Source organism: Pseudomonas sp. F9001 (assembly GCF_013385435.1).
GTDB lineage: Bacteria > Pseudomonadota > Gammaproteobacteria > Pseudomonadales > Pseudomonadaceae > Aquipseudomonas.
Genome location: NZ_JACAPX010000032.1, coordinates 131,405 through 156,612 on the forward strand (window position 1 = coordinate 131,405; position 25,208 = coordinate 156,612).

The 25,208-nt window shown below is 61.0% G+C and carries 24 protein-coding genes; 10 read left to right on the forward strand and 14 right to left on the reverse strand.

Annotation, left to right across the window (positions count from 1 at the left end):
- Both lipA and HX818_RS25300 read left to right on the forward strand, forming a co-directional pair.
- Complete coding sequence (gene lipA / locus HX818_RS25295; protein WP_003215441.1) at positions 1–1,020, forward strand: lipoyl synthase; 1,020 nt, start codon at positions 1–3, stop codon at positions 1,018–1,020.
- 233 nt (positions 1,021–1,253) lie between these two features.
- The gene (locus HX818_RS25300; protein ID WP_003215442.1) at positions 1,254–2,189 is read left to right on the forward strand and encodes an LD-carboxypeptidase; all 936 of its coding nucleotides are present in this window, start codon (positions 1,254–1,256) and stop codon (positions 2,187–2,189) included.
- 133 nt (positions 2,190–2,322) lie between these two features.
- Here HX818_RS25300 and HX818_RS25305 read toward each other — a convergent pair whose 3' ends face one another.
- The 5 genes from HX818_RS25305 to leuS form a co-directional block, all read right to left on the reverse strand.
- On the reverse strand, positions 2,323–3,648 hold the full coding sequence (locus tag HX818_RS25305) for a lytic murein transglycosylase (RefSeq protein WP_177020936.1): 1,326 nt from the start codon (positions 3,646–3,648) through the stop codon (positions 2,323–2,325).
- 61 nt (positions 3,649–3,709) lie between these two features.
- Complete coding sequence (gene arfA / locus HX818_RS25310; protein WP_003176285.1) at positions 3,710–3,874, reverse strand: alternative ribosome rescue factor ArfA; 165 nt, start codon at positions 3,872–3,874, stop codon at positions 3,710–3,712.
- An 84-nt stretch (positions 3,875–3,958) separates the two neighbouring features.
- Entirely contained in the window at positions 3,959–4,996 is a 1,038-nt protein-coding gene (gene holA, locus HX818_RS25315) for a DNA polymerase III subunit delta (RefSeq protein WP_008436560.1), read from the reverse strand.
- Between the two features lie 39 nt (positions 4,997–5,035).
- On the reverse strand, positions 5,036–5,641 hold the full coding sequence (gene lptE, locus HX818_RS25320) for an LPS assembly lipoprotein LptE (protein ID WP_008436571.1): 606 nt from the start codon (positions 5,639–5,641) through the stop codon (positions 5,036–5,038).
- Between the two features lie 90 nt (positions 5,642–5,731).
- Positions 5,732–8,338, reverse strand: a complete 2,607-nt coding sequence (gene leuS / locus HX818_RS25325) for a leucine--tRNA ligase (RefSeq protein WP_177020937.1) — start codon at positions 8,336–8,338, stop codon at positions 5,732–5,734.
- Between the two features lie 261 nt (positions 8,339–8,599).
- On the opposite strand from leuS, the gene HX818_RS25330 reads away from it, so the two are divergent.
- Entirely contained in the window at positions 8,600–8,917 is a 318-nt protein-coding gene (locus tag HX818_RS25330) for a hypothetical protein (RefSeq protein ID WP_008436575.1), read from the forward strand.
- 103 nt (positions 8,918–9,020) lie between these two features.
- Positions 9,021–9,782, forward strand: a complete 762-nt coding sequence (locus HX818_RS25335; RefSeq protein ID WP_102369961.1) for a YdcF family protein — start codon at positions 9,021–9,023, stop codon at positions 9,780–9,782.
- A 123-nt stretch (positions 9,783–9,905) separates the two neighbouring features.
- On the opposite strand, the gene lnt is transcribed toward HX818_RS25335, so the two are convergent.
- The 5 genes from lnt to miaB form a co-directional block, all read right to left on the reverse strand.
- A complete protein-coding gene (gene lnt / locus HX818_RS25340; RefSeq protein WP_177020938.1) occupies positions 9,906–11,429 on the reverse strand; it encodes an apolipoprotein N-acyltransferase in 1,524 nt (507 codons plus the stop codon).
- A gap of 8 nt (positions 11,430–11,437) precedes the next feature.
- Positions 11,438–12,277, reverse strand: coding sequence for an HlyC/CorC family transporter (locus HX818_RS25345; RefSeq protein ID WP_003215451.1), 840 nt, complete (start codon positions 12,275–12,277; stop codon positions 11,438–11,440).
- 27 nt (positions 12,278–12,304) lie between these two features.
- On the reverse strand, positions 12,305–12,778 hold the full coding sequence (ybeY, locus tag HX818_RS25350; protein WP_003215452.1) for an rRNA maturation RNase YbeY: 474 nt from the start codon (positions 12,776–12,778) through the stop codon (positions 12,305–12,307).
- Positions 12,771–13,772: a PhoH family protein gene (locus HX818_RS25355; RefSeq protein WP_003215453.1), complete on the reverse strand. Its 1,002-nt coding sequence runs from the start codon at positions 13,770–13,772 to the stop codon at positions 12,771–12,773. The genes ybeY and HX818_RS25355 overlap by 8 nt, the downstream gene beginning before the upstream one ends.
- Before the next feature lie 218 nt (positions 13,773–13,990).
- On the reverse strand, positions 13,991–15,316 hold the full coding sequence (miaB, locus tag HX818_RS25360) for a tRNA (N6-isopentenyl adenosine(37)-C2)-methylthiotransferase MiaB (protein ID WP_102369960.1): 1,326 nt from the start codon (positions 15,314–15,316) through the stop codon (positions 13,991–13,993).
- A 132-nt stretch (positions 15,317–15,448) separates the two neighbouring features.
- On the opposite strand from miaB, the gene HX818_RS25365 reads away from it, so the two are divergent.
- From HX818_RS25365 to HX818_RS25390, 6 genes are all read left to right on the forward strand, one after another.
- The gene (locus HX818_RS25365; RefSeq protein WP_003215457.1) at positions 15,449–15,775 is read left to right on the forward strand and encodes a DUF1820 family protein; all 327 of its coding nucleotides are present in this window, start codon (positions 15,449–15,451) and stop codon (positions 15,773–15,775) included.
- Between the two features lie 283 nt (positions 15,776–16,058).
- Complete coding sequence (locus HX818_RS25370) at positions 16,059–18,113, forward strand: FAD-dependent oxidoreductase (protein WP_177020939.1); 2,055 nt, start codon at positions 16,059–16,061, stop codon at positions 18,111–18,113.
- 38 nt (positions 18,114–18,151) lie between these two features.
- Positions 18,152–18,910: a transporter substrate-binding domain-containing protein gene (locus tag HX818_RS25375; protein WP_177020940.1), complete on the forward strand. Its 759-nt coding sequence runs from the start codon at positions 18,152–18,154 to the stop codon at positions 18,908–18,910.
- Positions 18,911–18,941: 31 nt separating this feature from the next.
- On the forward strand, positions 18,942–19,658 hold the full coding sequence (locus HX818_RS25380; RefSeq protein WP_003215463.1) for an ABC transporter permease: 717 nt from the start codon (positions 18,942–18,944) through the stop codon (positions 19,656–19,658).
- Entirely contained in the window at positions 19,655–20,365 is a 711-nt protein-coding gene (locus HX818_RS25385) for an ABC transporter permease (RefSeq protein ID WP_003215465.1), read from the forward strand. Before HX818_RS25380 ends, HX818_RS25385 begins: the two co-directional genes overlap by 4 nt.
- Before the next feature lie 9 nt (positions 20,366–20,374).
- Positions 20,375–21,487 carry a succinylglutamate desuccinylase/aspartoacylase family protein gene (locus HX818_RS25390; protein ID WP_003215467.1) on the forward strand — a complete coding sequence of 371 codons (1,113 nt, stop codon included), beginning with the start codon at positions 20,375–20,377 and terminating at the stop codon, positions 21,485–21,487.
- Here HX818_RS25390 and HX818_RS25395 read toward each other — a convergent pair.
- The 4 genes from HX818_RS25395 to HX818_RS25410 form a co-directional block, all read right to left on the reverse strand.
- Positions 21,479–22,045, reverse strand: a complete 567-nt coding sequence (locus tag HX818_RS25395) for a tetratricopeptide repeat protein (RefSeq protein ID WP_177008851.1) — start codon at positions 22,043–22,045, stop codon at positions 21,479–21,481. The two genes, HX818_RS25390 and HX818_RS25395, sit on opposite strands and share 9 nt — an antisense overlap.
- 225 nt (positions 22,046–22,270) lie before the next feature.
- Positions 22,271–23,554 carry a glutamate-1-semialdehyde 2,1-aminomutase gene (gene hemL / locus HX818_RS25400; protein WP_003215470.1) on the reverse strand — a complete coding sequence of 428 codons (1,284 nt, stop codon included), beginning with the start codon at positions 23,552–23,554 and terminating at the stop codon, positions 22,271–22,273.
- Positions 23,555–23,571: 17 nt separating this feature from the next.
- Entirely contained in the window at positions 23,572–24,195 is a 624-nt protein-coding gene (thiE, locus tag HX818_RS25405) for a thiamine phosphate synthase (protein WP_177020941.1), read from the reverse strand.
- An 18-nt stretch (positions 24,196–24,213) separates the two neighbouring features.
- Complete coding sequence (locus HX818_RS25410; protein ID WP_003215474.1) at positions 24,214–25,011, reverse strand: hydroxymethylpyrimidine/phosphomethylpyrimidine kinase; 798 nt, start codon at positions 25,009–25,011, stop codon at positions 24,214–24,216.
- Positions 25,012–25,208: the final 197 nt, after the last annotated feature.

The following is a 25,208-nucleotide window of genomic DNA, read 5'->3' on the forward strand; positions in this document are numbered from 1 at the left end:
ATGACTACTGATGCAGTGCAAACCATGATCCCGACGCTGGATGTTACCGAGCGTCCGGCCCCGCGTGCCAAGGTAGAAGCCGGCGTCAAGCTGCGCGGCGCCGAGAAGGTTGCACGCATCCCGGTGAAGATCATTCCGACCACCGAACTGCCGAAAAAGCCTGACTGGATTCGCGTGCGTATCCCGGTTTCGCCGGAAGTCGACCGCATCAAGGCCCTGCTGCGCAAACACAAGCTGCACAGCGTGTGCGAAGAAGCGTCCTGCCCGAACCTGGGCGAGTGCTTCTCCGGTGGCACCGCGACCTTCATGATCATGGGTGACATCTGCACCCGTCGTTGCCCGTTCTGCGACGTTGGCCACGGCCGGCCGAAGCCACTGGACGTCAACGAGCCGGAAAGCCTGGCCATCGCCATCGCCGACCTGAAACTCAAGTATGTCGTGATTACCTCGGTAGACCGCGACGACCTGCGTGACGGCGGCGCCCAGCACTTTGCCGACTGCATCCGCGAGATCCGCAAGCTGTCGCCGAACGTGATGCTCGAGACCCTGGTGCCGGACTACCGTGGCCGTATGGACGTGGCGCTGGAAATCACCGCCGCCGAGCCGCCGGATGTGTTCAACCACAACCTGGAAACCGTGCCGCGCCTGTACAAGGCTGCGCGTCCGGGTTCGGACTACCAGTGGTCGCTGACCCTGCTGCAGAAATTCAAGCAGATGATGCCGCACATTCCGACCAAATCCGGCCTGATGCTGGGCCTGGGCGAAACCGACGAAGAAGTCATCGAAGTCATGAAGCGCATGCGCGAACACGACATCGACATGCTGACCCTCGGCCAGTACCTGCAGCCGTCCCGCAGCCACTTGCCGGTACAGCGCTTCGTGCACCCGGATGTGTTCGCCTGGTTTGCCGAAGAAGGCTACAAGATGGGCTTCAAGAACGTCGCTTCCGGCCCGCTGGTACGTTCCTCGTACCACGCCGACGAGCAGGCGAAACTGGTCAAGGCCAGCCTGGTGTCCTGATACGCGGAACGCCGGACACTGCAGGACCCATGTGGGAGCCGGCTTGAGTGGGAGCGGGCTTGTTCGCGAATGCGTTGGATCAGTTGACCTGTCCGGTGACTGACTGACCGCCTTCGCGAGCAAGCCCGCTCCCACCCAGGCCCGCTCCCACATTTGCTACTGACTCTTCCTCTTCTGTTTGCAACCATTGCTGTTTAGAGTGCCTTGGGCAATCCACACGAGGAGAACCATGGATGACGACTCAATTGACCACTTGTGCGGTACCTGCGCTGCGCGCCGAAGGCGTGATCGGACTGATTGCCCCTGCCGGGCCGGCCGAGCTGGATATCGACACGGCCACGCAATGGATGCGCGCCCGGGGCTACACACTGCGGATCTTTCCGGGCGTGAGCCAGCGTGATGGCTATCTGGCCGGCAGTGATGAGGTACGCCTTGATGACCTGCACGCGGCGTTCGCCGATTCGACCATCGACGCGATTTTCTGCCTGCGCGGCGGCTACGGCACGCCACGCCTGCTGGACCGCCTGGACTTTGACCTGCTCCGGGCCAACCCCAAGCCATTCGTAGGCTACAGCGATATCACCGCCCTGCACCTGGCGATCAACCGGTACGCCGGTTTCGTCACCTTCCATGGTCCGATGTTCAACGCTGACCTGTTAGGTGAAAAGCAACAGCCTACCGAGTCGTCGCTGTTCAGCATGCTGCGTGGGCAAGTGAAGGCCGGCAGCCAGCTGGCTCACCCTGTGGCCTACCCGCTGACCACCGTCGAGCCAGGCATCGCCTGTGGGCGGCTGCTGGGCGGCAATCTATCGATGATCGCAGCAGTGATGGGCACGGATTACGAGATTGATGCCGAGGGCATCATTCTGTTTATCGAAGATGTGAACGAGCCGTTGTACCGCATTGACCGGTTGCTCACCCATTTGCGCCTGGCGGGCAAGCTGGCCCAGGTGGCGGGCGTGGTGGTGGGGGATGTGGCTGGGGTTGATAGCCTTGCGCTTGAGCGCTTGCTGAAGCAGACCTTCGGGCCGTTGTGCATTCCTGTGCTGTCCGGCTGGCGCAGCGGGCACTGCAACCCGAACCTGACCTTGCCGTTGGGCGCCAGGGTGCGGCTGGATGCGGGGGAGAAGCGGTTGGTGTTGGAGCAGGATGTGGTGTTTAAGGCCTGAACTTTGTAGCGCCGATAAAGGCCTCTTCGCGAGCAAGCCCGCTCCCACATTTCGATCGCGTTCCTTCAGGAAGTGCACGGTCAAAATGTGGGAGCGGGCTTGCTCGCGAATGCGGTAGCAGCCATACGCCGATCTATCGGCTTTGCAGCGACTCCAGCAACTTCACCGTCGGATACCCATCCGCCGGCCAGCCCAGGGACTGCTGCGCGGCACGAATCGCCTTGCGGGTATTCGCACCGATGATACCGTCCGGGTTGCCTGCGTCGTAACCATTGGCACTGAGCACCGTCTGCAAGTCAATTCGCTGCGAGCGAGTCAACGGCAGTTCATCTTTCGGCCAGCTCCCACGAATCAAGCCACCGCCCCTGAAGCGTTCCGACAACAAGCCAACTGCCAACGCGTAGGACGACGAGTTGTTGTACTTGAGGATCGCGCGGAAGTTATCCAGCACCAGGAACGCCGGGCCACGATAGCCGGCCGGCAGCAACAGGGCGGCGGAAAGCTGGTCGACGTTGGCCGGGACACTGGCGCCCGGCGGCACCTGGATTCCCAGTTTCAGCCACTCGCCAACGGTCTTGCGTACGCTGCCATCGGCCAGGGCGTAATCAAAATTCAACGGCAGTTGCTGCACCTCGAAGCCCCAGGGCTGGCCTTTCTGCCAGCCGGAGCTTTGCAGGTAGTGCGCGGTGGAGGCGAGGGCGTCGGCCGGGCTGTTCCAGATATCGCGGCGGCCGTCACCGTCGAAGTCTACGGCGTGGGTGTTATAGGTGGTCGGGATGAACTGGGTCTGGCCCATGGCCCCGGCCCAGGAGCCTTTCATCTGGTCGGCGGCGATATCGCCATGCTGGATGATTTGCAGCGCCGCCAGCAGCTGCGCCTGGGCGAAGGCCGGGCGACGGCCTTCATAGGCCAGGGTCGCCAGTGAGCGGATCACCGAGTTGTTGCCCTGGAACTGGCCGAAGTTACTCTCCATGCCCCACACCGAGACCAGCGCCTGGCGGTCGACGCCGTAACGGTCCTCAATGCGTTGCAGAATGTCGGCATACTTCACCAGCAGCGACTGGCCATTGCGCACCCGCAGCGGCGACAGCGCACCATCGAGGTATTCCCATACCGGGCGGGAGAACTCCGGCTGGCTGCGGTCGGCGCGGATCACCGCCATGTCGGGTACGACATTGGCAAAGGCTGTGTCGAAAACCTGCGGCGTAATACCGGCCTTCAAGGCTTCCACGCGAAACCCCGCCTGCCATTCGGCAAAGGTCTGGGTCGGCTGGATATCAAGATTGTCTGCCACCAGTGGCGCAACGACGGCAGGCGCAGCTACCGGTGCAGTCTGGAGTGGGGGCAGGGGTTGGGCATCGGCAGCGGTGGGTTTTTCCGCGCAGGCGACTAACAGAATGAGGCTGGAGGCAGCGATCAGTTGGCGAAGGTGCCAACGACGGGAAAGACTAGAGGGCATGCACAGGTCCAGGGAATACGAATCAGGTACAGACCTTATCATGCCGGAGGGGCGCTTGCCTTCAGGCAGCCAGAAAGTAAGAAGCCTCCCAGCTATTAGACTGGAAGGCTTCGCGGCGGTAGCTGCCTTTGCCTTTGCCGGCTCGTTCCTGGCGACTGCGGAACAACGGCTGGGCGATGATGGATTTGGCCTTGTTGGGGCCATGCTTTGATGGCTTTTTGCTCATGATGGGTACTCTCTGGCGGGTTGATGATGCGGTGCGAATCATCTGCCGAAGTTTGGATTCTGTCCAGCCCAGCGATACGTAGGACTATTCAGCAGGCAGCGCCAAGCGCTGTCCTGACATCAAAAGTGACAAACGACTCAGGCTCATCCACGGCGATCCAGCCGCCTGCCCCTTGATCTGCGCGTCAATGCGCTGGGCTTCCAGCAGCAATTGCGCCCAGCGTTGCGCCGAGTGCCGTTGCAGGGCTTTGCTGATCAGCGGTTTGCGCTTGTCCCATACCGGTGGTCGCGCCTGGCTGAAGGCCTTGTCCAGTGGGATGCCCTGGCTGTACTGCAGGGCAATATTGGCCAGCAGCCGTAATTCTCGCGCCAGGGCCCAGAGAATCACCGGCGGCTCGACGCCTTCGCCCCGCAGCCCTTCGAGCATGCGCAGGGCGTGGGCGGGTTCGCCGTTGAGGATCGCATCCACCAGGCCAAATACGTCAAAGCGCGCGCTGTCCGCCACGGCGCCTTGTACGGTTTCGACGGTGATCTGGCCACCCTCGGCCATCAGCTTGAGCTTTTCGATTTCCTGGGCGGCGGCCAACAGGTTGCCTTCCACCCGCGCCGCGATCAGCTCCACCGCATCCTGGCTGGCACTCAGCCCGGATTGCGACAGGCGCTGACGAATCCACTGCGGCAGTTGGCTGCTGTCCACCGGCCAGATCTGTATGAACTGAGTCTGGCCACCTTCCACCAGCGCCTTGCCCCACTTGGTTTTCTGCGCACTGCCATCGAGCTTGGGCAGGCTGATCAGCAGCAGCGTGTCTTCGGCAGGGCGTGCGCAGTATTCCATCAACGCCGCCGCGCCTTTGTCGCCGGGTTTGCCCGAAGGCAGGCGCAGTTCCAGCAGGCGTTTTTCGGCGAACAGCGACATGCTCGCCCCGGCTTGCAGCAGCGTACCCCAGTCGAAACTGGCGTCGGCGCTGAATACCTGGCGTTCATCGAAGCCCTGTTGGCGGGCGGCGGTGCGAATTGCGTCCGCAGCCTCCTGGCACAGCAGCGGGTCATCACCGCTGACGATGTAGACGGGCGCAAGGCTGCCTTGCAGGTGCTTGGCGAGTTGGGCGGGGGCGAGTTTCATAGGCAGGGTGAACGGGGCGCCTGGGGCGCCCCGTCTGGCTTACTCGACAGGAACTTCGACAGGCGACTGTTTAGGTTGGCTGTCTTCATACTCTTGCGCCGCTTTCAGCGCATCGGCATCTGCCTTGGCCTTGGCATCCGCGGTTTGCTGCAGCTTATCCAGTTGCTCCGGCGTGATCAGTTGCAGGCGCAGGACCATGCGCTGCACCAGTTCACGACGCATTTCCTTGCGCACCTGGATGGTTTCGGAGTCCGAACCCACCAGGTTGTTGCCGTCGTGGCTCACGACTTTCTGTATCTGGATCTTGTCGCCCATCAGCGGCAGGTGGTCATGGCCCTGGATTTCGAAGAAGAGCGTGGTGCTCAGCTCAATGTCCGAAGCACGCCCGGCGCTGGCGTAGCTGAGGCTGCGCTGCTCTTCTTTTTCATCCACCAGGTTCAGTTTGTAAGCCGCGCCTGAATAGACTTTGACGCCACTGTTTTCCAGGACCTGGCGCAGCTGTTGCACTGTCTCGCCGTAGGAGTTGCGGGCGGTGACGTCCAGTTCCTTGATCGCCAGTTCGGTGGTGCCGGTGCCGCGCAGCTGGAAGCCGCAAGCGCTCAGCAGCACGGCAAGGCCCATAACCAGCAGATTGCGTTTGATCATTTTGATGCTCCCCTTGAAACCATGTGGGCCTTATCGAGGCCCTGGAGGTTTTGTTCGGCGCCAGGGTTATTCCCTCGGCGCCCGATCCGATTAGCTAGCGACGATATTGACCAGTTTGCCGGGCACCACGATCACTTTGCGGATCGTCAGGCCTTCGGTGAAGCGCAGCACGTTCTCATTGATACGGGCGGCGGCTTCGACGTCTTCACGGCTGGCGCTGGCCGGCATGTCGATCTGGCCACGCAGCTTGCCGTTGACCTGAATCACCAGTTGCAGCGTGTCCTGTACCAGGGCGCTGTCATCCTGTACCGGCCAGCCGGCATCGATGACGGCACCGCTGTGGCCCAACTGGTTCCACAGTTCGTGGCTGATGTGTGGCGTGATCGGCGCCAGCAGCAGGGTGACCGTTTCCAGGCCTTCCTGTACCAGTGCGCGGTCCTGTTCGGTAGCCTGCGGCGCTTTCTCCAGCACGTTCATCAGCGTCATCACCTGGGCGATGGCGGTGTTGAATTTGTGGTGCTGGCCCACGTCCTGGCTGGCGTGCTTGATGGCCAGGTGGGTGCTGCGGCGAATGACTTTTTGCTCATCGCTCAGGGTCGCCACGTCCAGCTTGCCCGGCAAGCCTTGGCTGACATGGGCTTGCGCCAGGCGCCAGACGCGCTTGAGGAAGCGATGCGAACCTTCGACGCCGGAGTCCGACCATTCCGCGCTCATGTCAGGCGGCGAGGCGAACATCATGAACAGGCGGCAGGTGTCCGCGCCGAACTGGTCGATCATCGACTGTGGGTCGACGCCGTTGTTCTTCGACTTGGCCATCTTCTCGGTGCCGCCGATTTCCACCGGCAGGCCGTCGGATTTCAGCTTGGCGCTGATCACCTTGGCCTTGCTGTCACGCTCCAGCTCGACATCTGCCGGGTTGAACCAGGTGTAGGCGCCATTGGCTTCGCGGCGGTAATAAGTCTCGGCAATCACCATGCCCTGGGTCAGCAGGTTCTTGAACGGCTCGTCGGAACTCACCAGGCCTTCATCACGCATCAGCTTGTGGAAGAAGCGCGCGTACAGCAGGTGAAGGATGGCGTGTTCGATACCGCCGATGTACTGGTCTACCGGCAGCCAGTGGTCGGCCGCGGATTTTTCCACCAGGCCGCCTTCATAGTGCGGCGAGGCGTAGCGGGCGTAGTACCACGAAGACTCCACGAAGGTGTCCATGGTGTCGGTTTCGCGTTTGGCCGGGGCACCGCAGTTCGGGCAGGTGCACTCGTAGAATTCGGGCATGCGCGCCAATGGCGAGCCAGCACCGTCCGGCACCACGTCTTCGGGCAATACGACCGGCAGTTGGTCTTCCGGTACCGGCACGTCACCGCAGGTTTCGCAGTGGATGATCGGGATCGGGCAGCCCCAGTAGCGCTGGCGGCTGATGCCCCAGTCACGCAGGCGGAACTGGGTGCGCGAGGCACCGAGGTTTTTCTTGATCAGCGCGACTTCGATGGCGTCGAAGGCGCCTTCGAAATCCAGGCCGTCGAACTCGCCGGAATTGATCAGTGTGCCGTGTTCGTTGTACGCGTCCTGCCACGGAGCCGGGTTGGTGTCGCCCGAACTGGTGCGCACCACGGACTTGATCGGCAGGTTGTATTTGACGGCGAATTCGAAATCGCGCTCGTCGTGGGCCGGCACAGCCATTACTGCGCCATCACCGTAGTGCATCAGCACGTAGTTGGCGACCCACACCGGCAGCTTCTCGCCGGTCAATGGGTGCTCGACGAACAACGAGGTCGGCAGGCCTTTTTTCTCCTGGGTGGCGACGTCGGCTTCGGCGACGCTGCCGCCCTTGCATTCGGCGATGAACGCCTGCAGCTCAGGGTTGTTCTGTGCGGCCTGGGTGGCCAGCGGGTGTTCGGCGGCCACGGCGACGTAGGTCGCGCCCATCAGGGTGTCCGGACGGGTGGTGAAGACTTTCAGTACACCTTCTGCGCCGATGGAGTCGACGTTGTAGGGGAACTGCACTTCCATGCCACGGGACTTGCCGATCCAGTTGCGTTGCATGGTCTTGACCTGCTCGGGCCAGCCCGGCAAATCATCGAGGCTCGACAAGAGTTCATCCGCGTAGGCGGTGATCTTGAAGTAGTACATCGGGATTTCGCGCTTTTCGATCAGCGCGCCGGAACGCCAGCCGCGGCCGTCGATCACTTGTTCGTTGGCCAGTACGGTCTGGTCCACCGGGTCCCAGTTCACGGTGCCGCTCTTCTTGTAGATCACGCCTTTTTCGAACAGGCGAGTGAACAGCCATTGTTCCCAGCGGTAGTAATCAGGCTTGCAGGTGGTCACCTCGCGGGACCAGTCCACCGCCAGGCCCAGGCTGCGCAGCTGGGTCTTCATGTAGGCGATGTTTTCGTAGGTCCACTTGGCGGGCGCTACGTTGTTCTTCATCGCGGCGTTTTCCGCCGGCATGCCGAAGGCGTCCCAACCCATGGGTTGCAGGACGTTCTTGCCCAGCATGCGCTGGTAGCGGGAGATGACGTCGCCGATGGTGTAGTTGCGCACATGCCCCATGTGTAGCTTGCCGCTGGGGTAAGGGAACATCGATAGGCAATAGAAAGTCTCCTTGCCTGGCTGTTCACTGACTTCAAAGGACTTTTGCTCATCCCAGAACGACTGGGCGGCATTTTCTATTTCACGGGGCTGATATTGTTCGTGCATGGCTACTTTTGAACTGAATAGGGGTGGCCTAATCCTCTTCGGTGCAACGTTCAGGTTGATCGACACCAAAAAGCGGCGCGTCCGTGCCCAAACCCTGCGGGAAGTGGAGTTACAGGAAGCGCCGTAGCATACATGACCCCACTCTATCGAGGGAAACCCTGATTGCGCCGCCGAGGCCGTTGGTCGCGGCGCCAGGCAGGCAGGGCAAGCAGGACTACGCTGTTTAGTGGGGAGTGAGTCTTATCTTCAATGAGGTGAGGGATGGTTGATTCGCAGCGAACTTTAACGAAACCGCAGGTGTACGAAGGACTGATCGACCGTTTGGGTCGAGCACTGGATGCAGCAAAAACCGCAGGCCGATTGTGTGATGAACGGCCTCTGGAGTTGGAACTGCGTGGCTTGAGCCAGGCAGAGCTGGACGTGATCAGGGTGTATCTGGAATTGAATGAGCATCGCGCGTCCCATGGCATGGCCTCCCCGCCAGCCCAGGAGTTTTCGCGATCGGCCAAGGTGGTATGGCTCAAGGATTTTTCGGCCGGTCGCAGCCCGGAAAAACTCCGGTCCGTGCGTTTCAAGTGAAGTACCGCGTTAGTGATCTGTAGCCTTCTCAGCGTCTGTTCCTGTAAAGATTGTCGCTTAACCCCGTTACACCTTAGGCTTCGGGCATCTTTGGAGATGCCCGATGCCTATTCGCTATTTCATTAAACAATTGTTGTTGCCGCCCGGCATCCTGTTGCTGTTGCTGGCCCTTGCCTGGTGGTTTCGTCGCAGCCGACCGCGGCTTGCGGCCGTGTGCTTTGCCCTGGGATTTGGCGGGATGTTGCTGATGAGCCTGCCGGTGGCGGTTCAATGGGGCGCAAAGGCCCTGGAGACCGAGCCGCCTCTGGCCCGTGACGAATGGGCGACCCTGGCGCAGCGGGCTGATGCCATCGTGGTGTTGGGCTCGGGGCGTGAGCGCGGGGATCCGGCGTGGGGCTCCGATCAGCCGACGGGTATCGGCCTTGAGCGCCAGCGCTATGCAGCCCGCCTGGCCAAGGCTTCGGGCTTGCCGGTGCTGACCACCGGCGGCTTGCACTACGGCACACCGCCCAGCGAGGCGGAGTTGATGGCGGTATCGATGCAGGATGACTTTGGCGTGAGCGTGCGCTGGAAGGAAGAGCGCAGCCGTACCACGTGGGAAAACGCGCAGATGAGTGCCGAGATTCTGCTGCCGCAGGGGATCAAGCGTGTGGTGGTCGTGACTCAGGCCTGGCATATGCCGCGCTCGCGCTGGAGCTTCGAAAAGGCCGGGTTCACGGTTGTTCCGGCGCCAGTGGGGTTTCTTGGTTTGGACAATGCCCGGCCATTGGGGGGCTGGATGCCGGAGTTCAAGTCGGTATGGCAGAGCGGGCAGTTGCTGAATGAAGCTGTGGGGCAGGTGGGTTACCGGATGTTTTACAGGTAATACCGCCGGGCAAATGTGGCAGCGGGCTTGCTCGCGAATACAGTGTGTCAGTCACTGGTGCTTTAACTGACAGATCGCATTCGCGAGCAAGCCCGCTCCCACATTGTCGTCCGAGTATTTCTGTTAAACCGTTTTCGACATCCGGCCCGCCAACAGCGCCCAGCCAAACAGGCCAAGGCACAGGATGATCAACGGCCACGAACGCCATTCCAGGTACGGGGTGAGGTTGTGCATCGGCACCACTTCACCGTAGAGAATCCCGCGTTCAAACTGCGGGATCTGCACGGTGATCTGCCCGTACGGGTTGATCAGCCCGGTGACGCCGTTGTTGGTGGCGCGAATCATCCAGCGACCGGCTTCCAGGGCGCGCATCTGGGCCATCTGCAAATGTTGCAGCGGGCCGATGGAGCGGCCGAACCAGGTGTCGTTGCTGATGGTCAGCAACAAATCGCTGCGGGCCGACAGGCCGGCGGCGAACTCCGGGTACACCACTTCATAGCAAATGAACGGCGCAATCTGATAGCCCTTGGCTTGCAGCAAAGCCTGGTCGGACGGCCCGCGGGCGAAGTCCGACATCGGCAGGTCAAAGAACGCGATCAAGCCGCGCAGCATGTCCTGCAGCGGCACGTACTCGCCAAACGGCACCAGCTTCTGCTTCAGGTAGGTGCCGTCGCCTTCGCCCACCACCGTGATGCCATTGAAGAAGCGCTTGTGGTGATGCACTTCCTGGCGGATCGGTACACCGGTGATCAGCGCAGTGTGCCGGTCAGCGGCGAACTTGCCCATCATGCCCAGGTAACCCTCCACGGATTCCTTGAGCACCGGCACGGCGGTTTCCGGCCATACCAGCAGGTCGACAGGCTTGGAGCTGAAGCTCATGTCGCGGTACAGCGCGAGCTGCGCATTCAACTGCTCGGGGTCCCACTTCATGCTTTGTTCGACGTTGCCCTGGACGGCCGCCACGGTCAGCGGTGCGCCAGAGGGGCTGGTCCAGGCGTGATGCTTGAGTGCCAGGCCGATAGCCCATGGCGCCACCAACAACAGCAAGCCGGCACCGATGAACAGGTTGCGCTTAGCCGCCAGCAGACGCGGCAGGTTGCAGATCAGTGCGGCGGTCAGCGCCAGGGCAAAGGAAATCAGCCACATCCCGCCCAGCGGCGCGAGGCCGGCGAGAGGGCCGTCGAGCTGGCTGTAACCGGAATAGAGCCAGGGAAAACCGGTGAGGAACCAGCCGCGAAACGCTTCCTGGCCAACCCACAAGGCCGCGAAGGCCAGGGCATCGGCCAGTGGCGCTTCGTTGCGGCGCAGCCAGCGCGCCCACAGCCAGGCGGGCAGGGCAAAGAACCAGGCAATGGCCGCCGTAAACGCCAGCATCAGCATGCCCGCCAGCAGCACCGAAGCGCCGCCGAAGTGGTGAATGCTGTAGTAGATCCAGCTGGTACCGGCACCAAACAGGCCGAAACCGAAACACCAGCCACGCCACAGGGCCTGGCGCGGCGTCAGTTCACGCAATCCCGCATAAAAGAACCCGGCCGCCACCAGCGCAAACGGCCAGAGGTCGAACGGCGCCAGCGCCAGGGTAGTGATGGCGCCGGCCACCACGGCCAGCAAGTTACCGGGCCAGCCGGGTGCAATCATACGGCGCATGTCAGTCCTTAGCGGGCAATAGGTGTCAAACGGATCAAGTGAATACGGCGGCTGTCGGCATTCAGGATGCGGAAGCGATAGGCACCGATTTCCGTGGTCTCGTTACGCTTGGGCAGGTGCCCGAACGCACTCATCACCAGGCCGCCAACCGTGTCGAATTCATCGTCGGAGAATTCGCTGTCGAAGAACTCGTTGAAGTTCTCGATCGGCGTCAGGGCCTTGACCAGGAAATCACCGCTGGGCAGCGGCTTGATGTAGCTGTCTTCTTCGACGTCGTGCTCGTCTTCGATGTCGCCGACGATCTGTTCCAGCACGTCTTCGATGGTCACCAAACCCGCTACACCGCCGTACTCGTCAATCACGATGGCCATGTGATTGTGGTTCGCACGAAATTCGCGCAGCAGCACATTCAGGCGCTTGGATTCGGGGACGAAGGTGGCAGGACGCAGCAGGTCCTTGATGTTGAAGCTGTCGCCGTTCTCCTTGAGGATCAGCGGCAGCAGGTCCTTGGCCAGCAGGACGCCCATGACGTCGTCATGGCTTTCGCCGATCACCGGGTAGCGCGAGTGCGCCGAGTCGATCACGGCCGGGAGGAATTCCCGAGGGGTCTGGGTCGCCTTGATGCTGACCATCTGCGAGCGCGGAACCATGATGTCCCGTACTTGCAGGTCAGCTACCTGGATGGCGCCTTCGACGATGGCCAGCGCTTCGCTGTCCAGCAACTTGTTCTGATGCGCCTCGCGCAGCAGCTCCAGCAGCTCCTGGCGGTTTTTCGGCTCGTGGGCAAAGGCCTGGGTGAGTTTCCCCAGCCATGACTTTTGCCCGTTGCTCGATCGGTCTTCGCTCATAGCGATTACTCTAAATCCTTTATTGTTTCAGTTAGGTGTAGTTGCAATTTCGTCGTCTGCATACGGGTCACGATGACCCAGTTCTGCAAGCAACGTTCGTTCCAGTGCTTCCATTTCTTCGGCTTCGTCATCGTCTATATGGTCGTAACCCAAGAGATGCAAGCAGCCGTGGATGACTAGATGGGCCCAATGGGCCTCAAGTTCCTTGCCCTGTTCCTTTGCTTCACGCTCGACCACTTCGACGCAGATCACCAGGTCGCCCAGCAACGGGATATCCAGCAGCTCATCGGGTACGTCGGCGGGAAACGACAGCACGTTGGTCGCGTAGTCTTTTTGTCGCCAGGTGTGATTCAGTTCACGGCCTTCGGGCTCGTCCACCAGGCGAATGGTCAGCTCCGAGTCGGCGGTGCGCTGGCGCAGGGCCAGGGTGCACCACTGGCGGAACTGTTCTTCGCTGGGGGCGGGCGCTTCGGTGGCCAGCTGCAGGTCAAGCTCAAGCATCGCGGCGAGTGTCCTTGGCCGGTTGGTCGTCGCGGTGTTCGAAGCGCTCGTAGGCTTCGACAATGCGCTGCACCAACGGGTGACGTACCACATCTTTGGGCATGAAGTGCGTGAAGCTGATCCCCGGCACGTCCTTGAGTACGTCGATCACCTGGGCCAGGCCCGACTTGGTGCCTTTGGGCAGGTCGACCTGGGTGACGTCGCCGGTGATCACGGCGGTGGAGCCGAAACCGATCCGGGTCAGGAACATCTTCATCTGTTCAACGGTGGTGTTCTGGCTTTCGTCGAGAATGATGAAGCTGTTGTTCAGCGTACGGCCACGCATGTAGGCCAGCGGGGCGATCTCGATCACCTGGCGCTCGATCAGCTTGGCCACGTATTCGAAGCCGAGCATCTCGTAGAGCGCGTCGTAGAGCGGGCGCAGGTACGGGTCGATCTTCTGGGCCAGGTCGCCGGGCAAAAAGCCCAGCTTCTCGCCGGCTTCCACCGCCGGACGCACCAGCAGGATGCGTCGCACCTGCTCGCGCTCCAGGGCGTCGACCGCGCAGGCCACGGCCAGGTAGGTCTTGCCGGTACCGGCAGGGCCGATGCCGAAGTTGATGTCGTTGCCCAGGATCTCTTTGACGTAGCGCTGCTGGTTCAAGCCGCGAGGGCGAATCATGCCTTTCTTGGTGCGCAACGCGACGCTGGCTTCGGCTACCGGGTTATTGGCCAGGTCCTCCACGGCGGATTCCTGCAGGTACAGGTGCACCGTTTCCGGCGACAGCTCGCTACCTTTGGTTTCCCGGTAGAGGCGGCGCAGAAGGTTTTCTGCCGAGGTGGTGTGCTGGGGTTCACCAATCAGCTCGAATTGATTGCCGCGGTTGCGGATCTCGATGCTCAGGCGTTGTTCGATCAGGCGCAGGTGCTCGTCGAACTGTCCGCACAGATTGGCGAAACGGCGAGCCTCAAAGGGCTCGAGGAGAAAACGATGTGGTTCTATGGGTGCGTTCAAGGTCGTTTTTAGCCGCCCTGGGGCAATTAAGATGAAATCAAGGATAACGCCAGCAGGCTGCGTGCGAAAGCACTTATATAGCCCGAAGCTGGTACCGTTCTAATGTGGGAGCGGGCTTGCTCGCGAATGCGATGGGGCAGTCAGCCTGTTCGTTGCCCGATACACCGCCTTCGCGAGCAAGCCCGCTCCCACATTGGTTCCCGGTGGCCGAATTATTGTTACACCAGCGAACCGCGCAGCGAGTGCGGTTGTGCCGCGTCGATGTGCACGTCGGCGAACTGCCCGATCAGCGTCGGATTATCACAGCGGAAGTTGACGATCCGGTTGTTCTCGGTCCGGCCCTGCAATTCGCCAGGGTCTTTTTTCGAGTAGTCGGTCACCAGGATGCGCTGGGTCGAGCCCACCATCTGTCGGCTGATCTCGAAACCCTGCTGGTTGAGGCGGTGTTGCAGGGCGTTCAAACGCTCCTTCTTCAACGCTTCCGGGGTTTCGTCGAGCAGGTCTGCCGCGGGGGTGCCCGGGCGCTGGCTGTAGACGAAGGAGTAGGAGAAGTCGAAGCCGACGTCTTCGATCAACTTCATGGTCTGCTGGAAATCTTTCTCGGTTTCCCCTGGGAAGCCGACGATAAAGTCCGAGCTGATGCAGATCCCCGGCACCGCCGCACGCAATTTGCGCAGTTTGGATTTGTATTCCAGGGCGGTGTGGTTGCGCTTCATCGCCGAGAGAATGCGGTCCGAGCCCGATTGCACCGGCAAGTGCAGGTGCTTGACCAGCTCCGGCACTTCGGCGTGGGCCTGGATCAGGCTGTCGGAGAACTCCAGCGGGTGCGAAGTGGTGTAGCGAATCCGCTCGATCCCGTCGACGGCGGCCACTACGCGGATCAACTCCGCGAGGTCCGCCAGGCGCCCGTCGTGGGTCTGGCCACGGTAGCCGTTGACGTTCTGCCCCAGCAGGGTCACTTCACGCACGCCGTTCTCGGCCAGGTGAATGATCTCTGCCAGCACGTCGTCGAACGGGCGGCTGACTTCTTCGCCGCGGGTGTATGGCACCACGCAGAAGGTGCAGTACTTGCTGCAGCCTTCCATTACCGACACATAAGCGCTTGGGCCGTCGATGCGCGGCTCGGGCAAATGGTCGAATTTTTCGATTTCAGGGAACGAGACGTCGACTTGCGGCAGCTTGGTGATGCGCGCGGCGTCGATCATTTCCGGCAGGCGGTGCAGGGTCTGCGGGCCGAAGACCACGTCGACGTACGGTGCGCGGTCGCGAATGGCGGCGCCTTCCTGGCTGGCCACGCAACCGCCGACGGCGATCACCATGTCCGGGTTGGCCAGTTTCAGTTCACGCCAGCGGCCCAGCTGCGAGTAGACCCGGTCCTGGGCCCGCTCGCGGATCGAGCAGGTATTGAGCAGGATCACGTCGGCGTCTTCAGCGCGAGCGGTGACTTCCAGGGCCTGATGTTCACCCAGCAGATCGACCATGCGCGAGCTGTCGTACTCGTTCATCTGGCAACCGTGGGTTTCGATGTAAAGCTTCTTGGCCATGGGGATCGTCAACTGGTGGTAAAGAACCGCGCATTATAGGGGGCATGCCGATAGGTTCCTAGCACTGTGCATCGGACGCCATGCTATAGTTCGCGCCCTCTTTTAAATCCCCCGATGTGTTACCCGCCCACCATGACCAAACGTGAAGCTCCAATCTACAAGGTGATTTTCCTTAACCAGGGCCAGGTGTTCGAAATGTACGCCAAGCAGATCTATCAAAGTGATCTGTGGGGCTTCCTGGAAGTGGAAGAGTTCGTCTTTGGCGAGCGCACACAGCTGGTCGTCGACCCGGGCGAGGAAAAACTCAAGGCTCAGTTCGAAGGCGTGGTGCGCAGTTTTGTGCCGATGCATTCGATCGTGCGCATCGATGAAGTCGAGCGCCTGGGCACGCCGAAAATCAGCGAGGCCCGGGGCATGAGCAATGTCATGCCGTTTCCGATGCCGATGCCTGAGAAGTGACGTTCAACTATTTTGTAGGGCATTTCTGATTCTTGCCTCTCGTGCATGGACATTCTGTTTAAAAAACAGCAGATTTTGTTTATGCAGAGAGGGCGCCATGAATACATCAATAATAAAAAGCCTGTTTCAATGGGACGTGAGTTCCACTTTTTTAATTAACTCTCCATCAAAAAGGCTCTGCCCTGGAATACAAGGGTATTAGCGTTTTATCGCCTGGCATTAGTTAACACCGAATTTCTTATGACGCAGTCATCAACGGACTTATCTGTTCGGGAGTAGCCCTGTGCGCGATCCTCGTTATGACATTTTGTTTGAGCCGGTACAAATAGGCCCGGTTCGCACCCGTAACCGCTTTTATCAAGTTCCCCACTGCAATGGCATGGGCCATGTGCATCCTTCCGCCATGGCACGCATGCGCGGGATAAAAGCCGAAGGTGGGTGGGGCGTAGTCTGCACTGAAGAATGTGAGATCAGCCCGCTGAGCGAGTTCTCTCCCTACATAGAGGCGCGCTTGTGGGATGAACGCGACATCCCGGCGCTGGCGCGAATGTGTGAGGCCGTCCACCAGCACGGGTCACTGGCCGGCGTAGAGTTGGCATTCAATGGTTACTCGGCCCCCAACCGCTACAGTCGTGAGATTCCCTGGGCGCCCTCCAATACGCCGGTGCGTGGTTATGACCCGGTACAGGCCCGGGCCATGAGTCGTGCCGATATCCAGCAACTGCGCGCCATGCACCGTGCCGCCGCACTGCGGGCGCGCGACGCGGGGTTTGACATCATCTATGTCTATGCCGGGCATGACCTCGGCGTGCCGTTCCATTTCCTCACGCCACGCAACAACCGCCGTACTGATGAGTATGGCGGTGTGCTGGAAAACCGCGTGCGGCTGTTGCGCGAGTTGATTGAAGACACCCGCGATGCGGTGGGTGATCGGTGTGCCGTGGCGGTGCGCCTGGCGGTAGACGAGCAGAGGGTCGACGGCCTGTCTCGCGATGGAGAGGGCGCTGAAATATTCTCGATGCTGGCGGACTTGCCGGATTTGTGGGACGTCAACGTCGCCGATTGGTCCAACGACAGTGTAACGGCGCGCTTTGCCTCGGAGGGTTATCAAGAGACCTTCCTGTCGGGTCTGAAGGCTCTGACCCGCAAGCCGGTGGTGGGCGTCGGGCGGTTCACCTCGCCAGACACCATGGTCTCGCTGGTCCGCCGTGGCGTCCTGGACTTGATTGGCGCGGCCCGCCCTTCGATTGCTGACCCGTTCTTGCCGAAGAAGATTGAAGAGGGTCGAGCGGATGAGATTCGCGAATGCATTGGCTGCAATGTCTGTGTCAGTGGCGACCACACCAGCACGCCGTTGCGCTGCACGCAAAATCCGACCATGGGCGAGGAGTGGCGGCGCGGTTGGCACCCCGAGTCGGTCAATCGTGCGCATCACCCTGGGCGGGCGCTGGTGGTCGGCGCAGGGCCCGCAGGGCTGGAGTGCGCGCGGATGCTGGGCGTTCGGGGTATGGAGGTGGCGCTGGTGGACAGCTTGCGCACCCTTGGCGGACGGGTGGCGCTGGAGTCCCGGCTTCCAGGGTTGGCGAGCTGGGGGCGGGTAATCGACTATCGGTTGGACGCCTTGAGTCGCCTGGCGTCGGTTGAGATTTATCGGGAGAGTCGATTGCAGGCCCAGGACATCCTGGACTTCGCCGCAGAGCATGTATTTATCGCCACCGGCTCCCGCTGGCGGCGGGACGGGTTGGGACGAGCCTTGCGTCAACCGTTACCGGGCCTGGAAAGCCTGCCCGTCATCACGCCGGATGATCTGATGGCCGGTGTCCTGCCGGCTTCACCGGTGCTGCTGTTCGATGACGATCACTATTACATGGGCAGCGTATTGGCTGAACAGCTGGTGGCGCGGGGCGTGCAAGTGATATTCGTCACCCCGGCGGCGGATGTGGCGGCCTGGACCCACAACACCCTTGAGCAACACCGCATCCAGCGCCGCCTGCTGGAGCTGAACGTCACGATCGTCCCGTCCCATACGTTGGTCAGGTGTATGCCTGAAGGCCTTGTCGCAGGGTGCGTCTACACCGAGCGGACACGCTTCATTCCCGCCGCTTCCTTGCTGTTGGTCACCTCACGCGAACCCGAGCAGGCGTTGTATCAGGCGTTGAACAGCGCACCCGAACAGGTGCGCGCGGCCGGGATCGGCACGCTGACGTTGATCGGCGATTGCGTGGCGCCCGGCACGATTGCTGCTGCGGTGTATTCGGGGCATCGAATGGCACGGGAGTTTGATGCACCCGTTGATTCTTTATTGGTCCGGCGAGAGATTCCGCTTATCGAGGTGTAGTCAGTCTCGCTGTTTATTTAATAACGAGGAATACAATAATGAAAAAAACAATCCTGATGTTATTCGCTGTTCTTTTATTAAACACGCCACTGTTTGCCAATGACTATACCGTCATCCGTTTTGGTGTTGATCCCAATTACGCGCCTTTTGCCTATAAAGATAACAAAGGCACGTTGACGGGGTTCGAAGTTGATATCGGTAACGCCCTCTGCACTCAGTTGCGTGTTCGCTGCCAATGGGTTGAAAGTGATTTTGACGGGCTGATTCCCAGTCTGAATGCCGGCAAGATCGACGCCATCCTCGCCTCAGTGACGGTCACCGCCGCACGAGAAAAGGTGATTGATTTCTCCTCGGAGGTATTTTCCAGCCCCACCGCCATGGTGCTCCGCCCCGGCGCTGAGCTGGCCAAGGGTACGGCTGTTGGCTATCTGCAAGGCAGTACCCAGGAAGTCTATGCCCGCCAAGTGCTCGCCGGGCAGGGCATAAAGATCGTGGCTTATGCCGATCAGGAACAGGTGTATGCCGATCTCGTGGCAGGGCGGCTGCAAGCCTCATTGCAGGATGCACAGCAAGCGCAAAGCGGATTTATGCGCACAGCCCAGGGTGCGGGGTTCGTCCTCGGGCCGCCGATCGAAAGTGCATTGATGCCCTCCAAAAGCGCCATCGGCATCGCCAAGGGCAATCATGCCCTGAAAGCCCTGCTGGATAAGGGCCTCGCGGCACTGCACGCCGAGGGTACCTACGCTCGGCTGCAAGACCAGTATTTTCCGGGTGTGAACATGTTCAGCGGTCAATGACCGTCCTTCAATGGCGAGCGAGAGCGCAAACATGTTGCCCACCTTCACTCAATTCACCTCGACCCTGGACAGTTTTGCGCCACTCTTGTTGGGCGGTGTCTGGGTCACACTGCAACTGGCGCTACTGTCACTGCTGCTGGGGCTGGCGTTCGGCCTGCTCGGTGCTGGCGCCAAGCTGTCCAGGGTCAGGGCCTGGCGCCTCTGCGCACAGCTCTACACCACTCTGATTCGCGGGGTGCCCGACCTGCTGTTGATGCTGTTGATTTTCTATGGGGTGCAAACCGGTTTGAGTCGTCTGACGCAGGAACTGGGCATGGCCTACATCGAAATCGACCCATTCAGCGCAGGCGTACTCACCTTGGGGTTTATCTACGGCGCCTATTTCACCGAAACCTTTCGTGGTGCCCTGCTGGCTGTACCTCGCGGCCAGTTCCAGGCCGCCAAGGCCTTGGGCATGACCTTCAGTCAGGGCTTCGTGCACGTGATATTCCCGCAAATGATGCGGTTCGCCCTTCCGGGGCTGGGCAATAACTGGATGGTTTTACTCAAGGCGACTGCGCTGGTGTCGATCATTGGCTTGGCGGATTTGGTCAAGGTCGCCCAGGTAGCGGGCAAAAGTAGCCAGCAGTTATTGGCCTTTTTGCTGATGGCCGCATTGATCTACCTGTTGCTCAGCAGCGTTTCAAACCTTGCCTTGCGCTGGCTGGCGCGTCGTTACGGCGTCGGTGCGCAGGAGTCGTCACCATGATCGAGTTGATCCAGGAATACTGGCGGCCGTTCATCTATTCCGACGGTCAACAACTTACCGGCCTGGCCATGACCCTATGGCTGACCAGTGCCTCGCTGTGTCTTGGCCTACTGCTGGCACTGCCCTTGTCCATCGCCAGGGTGTCATCCAGATGCTGGCTGCGTTGGCCGGTGCAATGCTTCACCTACCTGTTTCGCGGCACGCCGCTGTATATCCAGTTGCTGATCTTTTATACCGGGATCTACAGCATTGCCGCCGTGCGTGAACAGCCCGTGCTGGATGCGTTTTTCCGTGAGGCGCTGAACTGTACGCTGTTGGCATTTGCCCTGAATACCGGCGCCTACACCACGGAAATTCTCGCGGGCGCCATTCGGGCGATGCCTCGTGGTGAAGTCGAAGCCGCCCGATCCCTGGGGTTCGACGGCTGGAAGCTGTATGTCCACCTGATCATGCCATCCGCATTGCGCCGCTCATTGCCCTACTACAGCAATGAGGTGATTTTCATGTTGCATTCCACCACGTTGGCGTTCACCGCCACGGTGCCGGATATCCTGAAAGTGGCACGGGATGCCAACGCCGCAACCTTCCTGACCTTTGAATCATTCGGCTTCGCAGCAGCCCTTTACCTGTGCATTACCTTTGCCTTGGTAGGTTTGTTTCGCCTGGCTGAACGGCGCTGGCTGCGTTTTCTGGATGCGGCCCGATAGGAGATCGAAATGCAGACCCACGTGCATGAGTTGTTGGAGGTCGTACCGGGGACGACGCGACAGATTCGCAGTTTTCATTACGGCCCGGCCAATGCAGCCGGCAAGGTTTATATCCAGGCGTCCCTGCACGCCGATGAACTGCCGGGCATGCTGGTCTTATGGCATCTGAAGCAGCGGCTGGCGCACCTGGAGGCAGCAGGGTTGATGCGTTGGTCGGTTGTGGTGGTGCCGGTGGCCAATCCGCTGGGGTTGGAGCAAGTGTTGATGGATGTGCCCCAGGGGCGCTTCGATAACGACAGTCGGGAAAACTTCAATCGTTTCTTCCTCGACGTCAGCCAGCAGGTCGGTGATCGCGTCGAAGCCCTGTTGGCGGATGAACCGGGCGCCAATCTGCAACTGATCCGTGGCGCCTTGCTGCAAACACTGGCCAGCCAGGAGCCGGCGACACAGTTGCAATCCATGCGCTTGACCCTGCAAACGCTGGCTTGCGATGCCGATATCGTGCTGGACCTTCATTGCGATTTCGAGGCCGTGCAGCATTTGTATTTGTCGCCGGATTTCTGGTTGCACGTGGAGCCTTTGGCCCGTTACCTGGGAGCCAGGGCGTGTTTTTTGGCCAAAGAGGCCGGCGGGCAATCGTTCGATGAGTGTTTTACGTTGTTCTGGGCGCACATGCAGGCGCGTTTTCCCGGGCGCTTTTCGGCACCGGGGTTTGCTGTGACTGTAGAGCTGCGGGGTGTTGCCGATGTGGATCACGGACTGGCGCGTCAGGATTGCCAGGCGTTGATCGACTACTTGATTCAACGGGGAGCCATTGACGGCCAGGCACCACCGCTACCGCCATTACTGAATGCGCCAACGCCGTTGGCGGGAGTAGAACCGGTGGTGAGCCCAGTGGGAGGCTTGATTGTGTTTTGCGCGAAGGTAGGGGATTACCTGGCGGCCGGGCAAATCCTCGCCGAAGTTATCGATCCGATCACTGATCGGGTGACACCGGTTGCTTGCACCCGAGAAGGGCTTTTGTATGTTCGATCAGTGCGGCGAATGGCGAGTGCCGGTATGACGATTGCCCATGTAGCTGGCCCGAAGGCGCATCGACAGGGTTATCTGTTATCACCTTGAAGGATCCGGCAGCGGCGAAAACGGCGAGCTGCCATCTGCGCTCTGCAGTTCCTGCAGGTAGTTGCGGAAAATCTGTCCCAGCACTTGGGTAGCCACTTCCAGTTCGTCGCGCTGCATGTGTTCGGCCACTTCGTCGGCCGTGTCCAGTGCATCTTCGGCGCCGTTCACCGCCGCCATTTTCAGCACGATGTACGCCTGGACGTTATTGGCCGGTACGCCTTCGCCGTGGAAAAACATGGTGCCCAGCTGGAATTGCGCCTGGGCGTGGCCCTGCAACGAGGCTTTCTCGAAATAGCTCAAGGCTTTGTTGAGGTCGCGTGCGGGGTTTTTACTGTCGTAGAAGTACTCGCCCAACTCGTATTGCGCCTGCGCATCCCCGCCATCGGCCTGTTTCTGGCACGCGCTCAGGGCTTCGGCCTGGCTTTCCGGCTGGGTATTGAGGGTGCAACGACCCATCGCTGGGATTAACAACGAGTTGCCGCCTGCCTGGGCATACGCCAGCAGCGGCTGAAGGAGCAACAGGCAGCCCAGAACCAGGGTGCGGCCGGTGCGTTTCATGGGAATCGACTTACCTCTGACGGGGCGCGGGACCCACGGGGGGATCCAATAAGCGCGCATTATGAAATAAGCAGGCACCTGCTTACAAAGTCTTTACTCGTTTTTCTGCTGCGTGGGCAAGTTATCTGCCGGATTGCAGGTGAATTCTCGAAAAAAGACGGAAATGTCTGTAAGCAAAGTAGCAAATCTGACGCCGCGAGGGGCGACGTCGGATTTTTGCGCCGCTTATTTCAAGGCGGCGAAGGCGCGCTCGGCGGCATCGAGGGTCAGTTTCAGCTCGGCGTCGCCATGGGCGATCGAGGTGAAGCCGGCTTCAAAAGCGCTCGGTGCCAGGTACACGCCCCCTTCCAGCATCAGGTGGAAGAAGCGCTTGAACAGGTCGGCATCGCTGCCCATCACGTCGTCGAAGGTGACGATGTCGTCGGCGCCGCTGAAGTACAGGCCGAACATGCCGCCCGCCTGGGTGGTCACGAACGGAATGCCGGCGGCATCGGCGCGCTGTTGCAGGCCGTCCAGCAGGCGAGTGGTGTAGTCGGTCAGCTCGGCGTGGAAGCCCGGGCGGCTGATCAGGCGCAGGGTGGTCAGGCCGGCGGCCATGGCCAGCGGGTTACCCGACAGGGTGCCTGCCTGGTACACCGGGCCCAGCGGCGCGATGTGCTGCATGATTTCGCGCTTGCCGCCGAAGCAGCCCACCGGCATGCCGCCGCCGATGATCTTGCCGAAGGTGCTCAGGTCCGGCGTGACGCCGTAGTAAGCCTGGGCGCCGCCGAGGGCAACGCGGAAGCCGGTCATCACTTCATCAAAAATCAGCACCACGCCGTGCTTGTCGCACTGTTCCCGCAGGCCTTCCAGGAAGCCCGGCGCCGGCGGCACGCAGTTCATGTTGCCGGCCACCGGCTCGACGATGATGCACGCCACTTCCTGGCCGACTTCGCTGAGCATCTGCTCGACGGCAGCGATGTCGTTGAACGGCAGGGTCAGGGTATGTTTGGCAAACGCGGCCGGCACCCCGGCGGAGCTCGGTACGCCTTGGGTCAGCGCACCGGAACCGGCCTTGACCAGCAGGCTGTCGGAGTGGCCGTGGTAGCAGCCTTCGAACTTGATGATGCTGTCGCGGCCGGTAAACCCACGGGCCAGGCGAATCGCGCTCATGGTGGCTTCAGTGCCGGAGCTGACCATCCGCACCATCTCCATGGAGGGCACGATGGAGCACACCAGGTCAGCCATCTCGGTTTCCATGGCGGTCGGTGCGCCATAGGAAAGGCCGTGTTGCAGCTGCTGGCGCACCGCGTCCAGTACTTCCGGATGGCTGTGGCCGAGGATCATCGGGCCCCACGAACCCACGTAGTCGACGTAGCGCTTGTCATCTTCGTCGGTGACGTAGGCGCCTTCGGCATGCTTGAAGAACAGTGGGGTGCCGCCAACGCTCTTGAACGCTCGCACGGGAGAGTTCACACCGCCGGGGATGTGTTTCTGGGCATTGGCAAACAGGGTTTCGGAACGGGACATGATCGTGTTCTCTGAATTCAAGATTTTAGAAGATCGTTGAAAGCGCGGGCGCGGCGCGTGACTTCCTGGGTGCTGTCGGCACCAAACAGGCCGTGGACCACTGCCAGCAAGTCGGCACCGTGGGCCACCAGCGGCTCGGCGTTTTCCAGGGTGATGCCGCCGATCACGCAGATCGGCAGGTGCAACCGCGCGCGGGCCTGGGCCAGCAGTTCAACGGTGGCTGCCGGCGCGCCGGGCTTGGTGTTGGAATTGAAGAAGCGGCCGAAGGCTACATAACTGGCACCTTCGCGGGCAGCCTGCTCGGCCAGTTCGATCTGGCTGTGGCAGGTGGAGCCGATGATCGCCTTGGAACCGAGCAGCGCACGGGCCGGGGTCAGCGGGCCGTCGGTCTGGCCCAGATGCACGCCGACGCCGAGGCGTGCGGCCAGTTCGGCGTCATCGTTGATGATCAGTTGGGTCTTGTAGCGCGAGCACAGCTCCCGCAGTTTTTCGGCTTCCCGCAGGCGGCGCGCTTCGTCGCTGCTTTTATCGCGGTATTGCAGCAGGGTCACGCCACCGTCCAACGCCGCTTCGACGTAGGCCAGGAACTTGCCGGCCAACAGTTGGCTGTCGGTAATGGCATAAAGGCCACGTAGTTTCATCGGGCAGGCCTCTTGGTGTTACGAGCAGAAATCCAGCGGCAGACGACGAGGCACGAATTGCCCCTGGCCGAGTTGTTCAGCGTCACGCAGGGTGCGCCAAGTGTAGTTGAGGGCCGATTGCACCGCGCTGACCAACCCTTCGCCTTGTGCCAACCGACCGGCCAGCGCGCTGGCCAGGGTGCAGCCCGAACCGTGATAACTGCCGGGCAGGCGCTGGCAGGTAAAGGTCTGGTGTGTGCCGTCGCGGCTGTAGAGGCGGTTGTGCACTTCGTGCTCGTCGCCATGGCCGCCGGTGATCAGCAGGTGCTTGATGAAGGGCAGCAGCTTTGCGGCGCATTCGTCCGCCGTGCCCTCGGGCAATTCGGCGAGGATGCGCGCTTCAGGCAGGTTGGGGGTGGCGATCAACGACAGCGGCAACAGCCGCTCGCGCATGGCGTAGCCGACCTCGTCCTTGCCCAGGCTGCCGCCGCCGCCGGCGCGCAGCACCGGGTCGCAGACCACCGGCAAATGCGGGTGCGCCTTGAGCAGTTCGACCACGGTGTCGACCATCTCCAGGGAACCGAGCATGCCCAGTTTCACCGCGGCCACTTCGGAGTCACCGAGCACGGCGTTGGCCTGGGCCAGCACCCACTCGCGATCCAGCACGCGGAAATCGCTGACGTTGACGGTGTTCTGCACAGTCAGCGCGGTGACGGCCGGGGCCGCATGACAGCCCTGGGCGAGCAGGGCTTCGATATCTGCCTGCAAGCCGGCGCCACCACTGGGATCATGGCCGGAGAGACAGAGGACAACGGGGCGAGAGCTGTAGATATTCATGGTGCGCGAGCTTACCACCAAACGCTTTTTGGGTGGCTGTCGGGCGATGGTTGAATTTTTAGCGGAGGCGAAGGTGGAAATGGCTGTTTGCTATCATCGTGAAATACAGGTCAAATGCCCTGTAATGCCCGCTCTAGAGCCTTTCAAAAAATTATTTCAATGGTGTCTTTTGGCCTGTAATGGCTATGCTAGAGTGG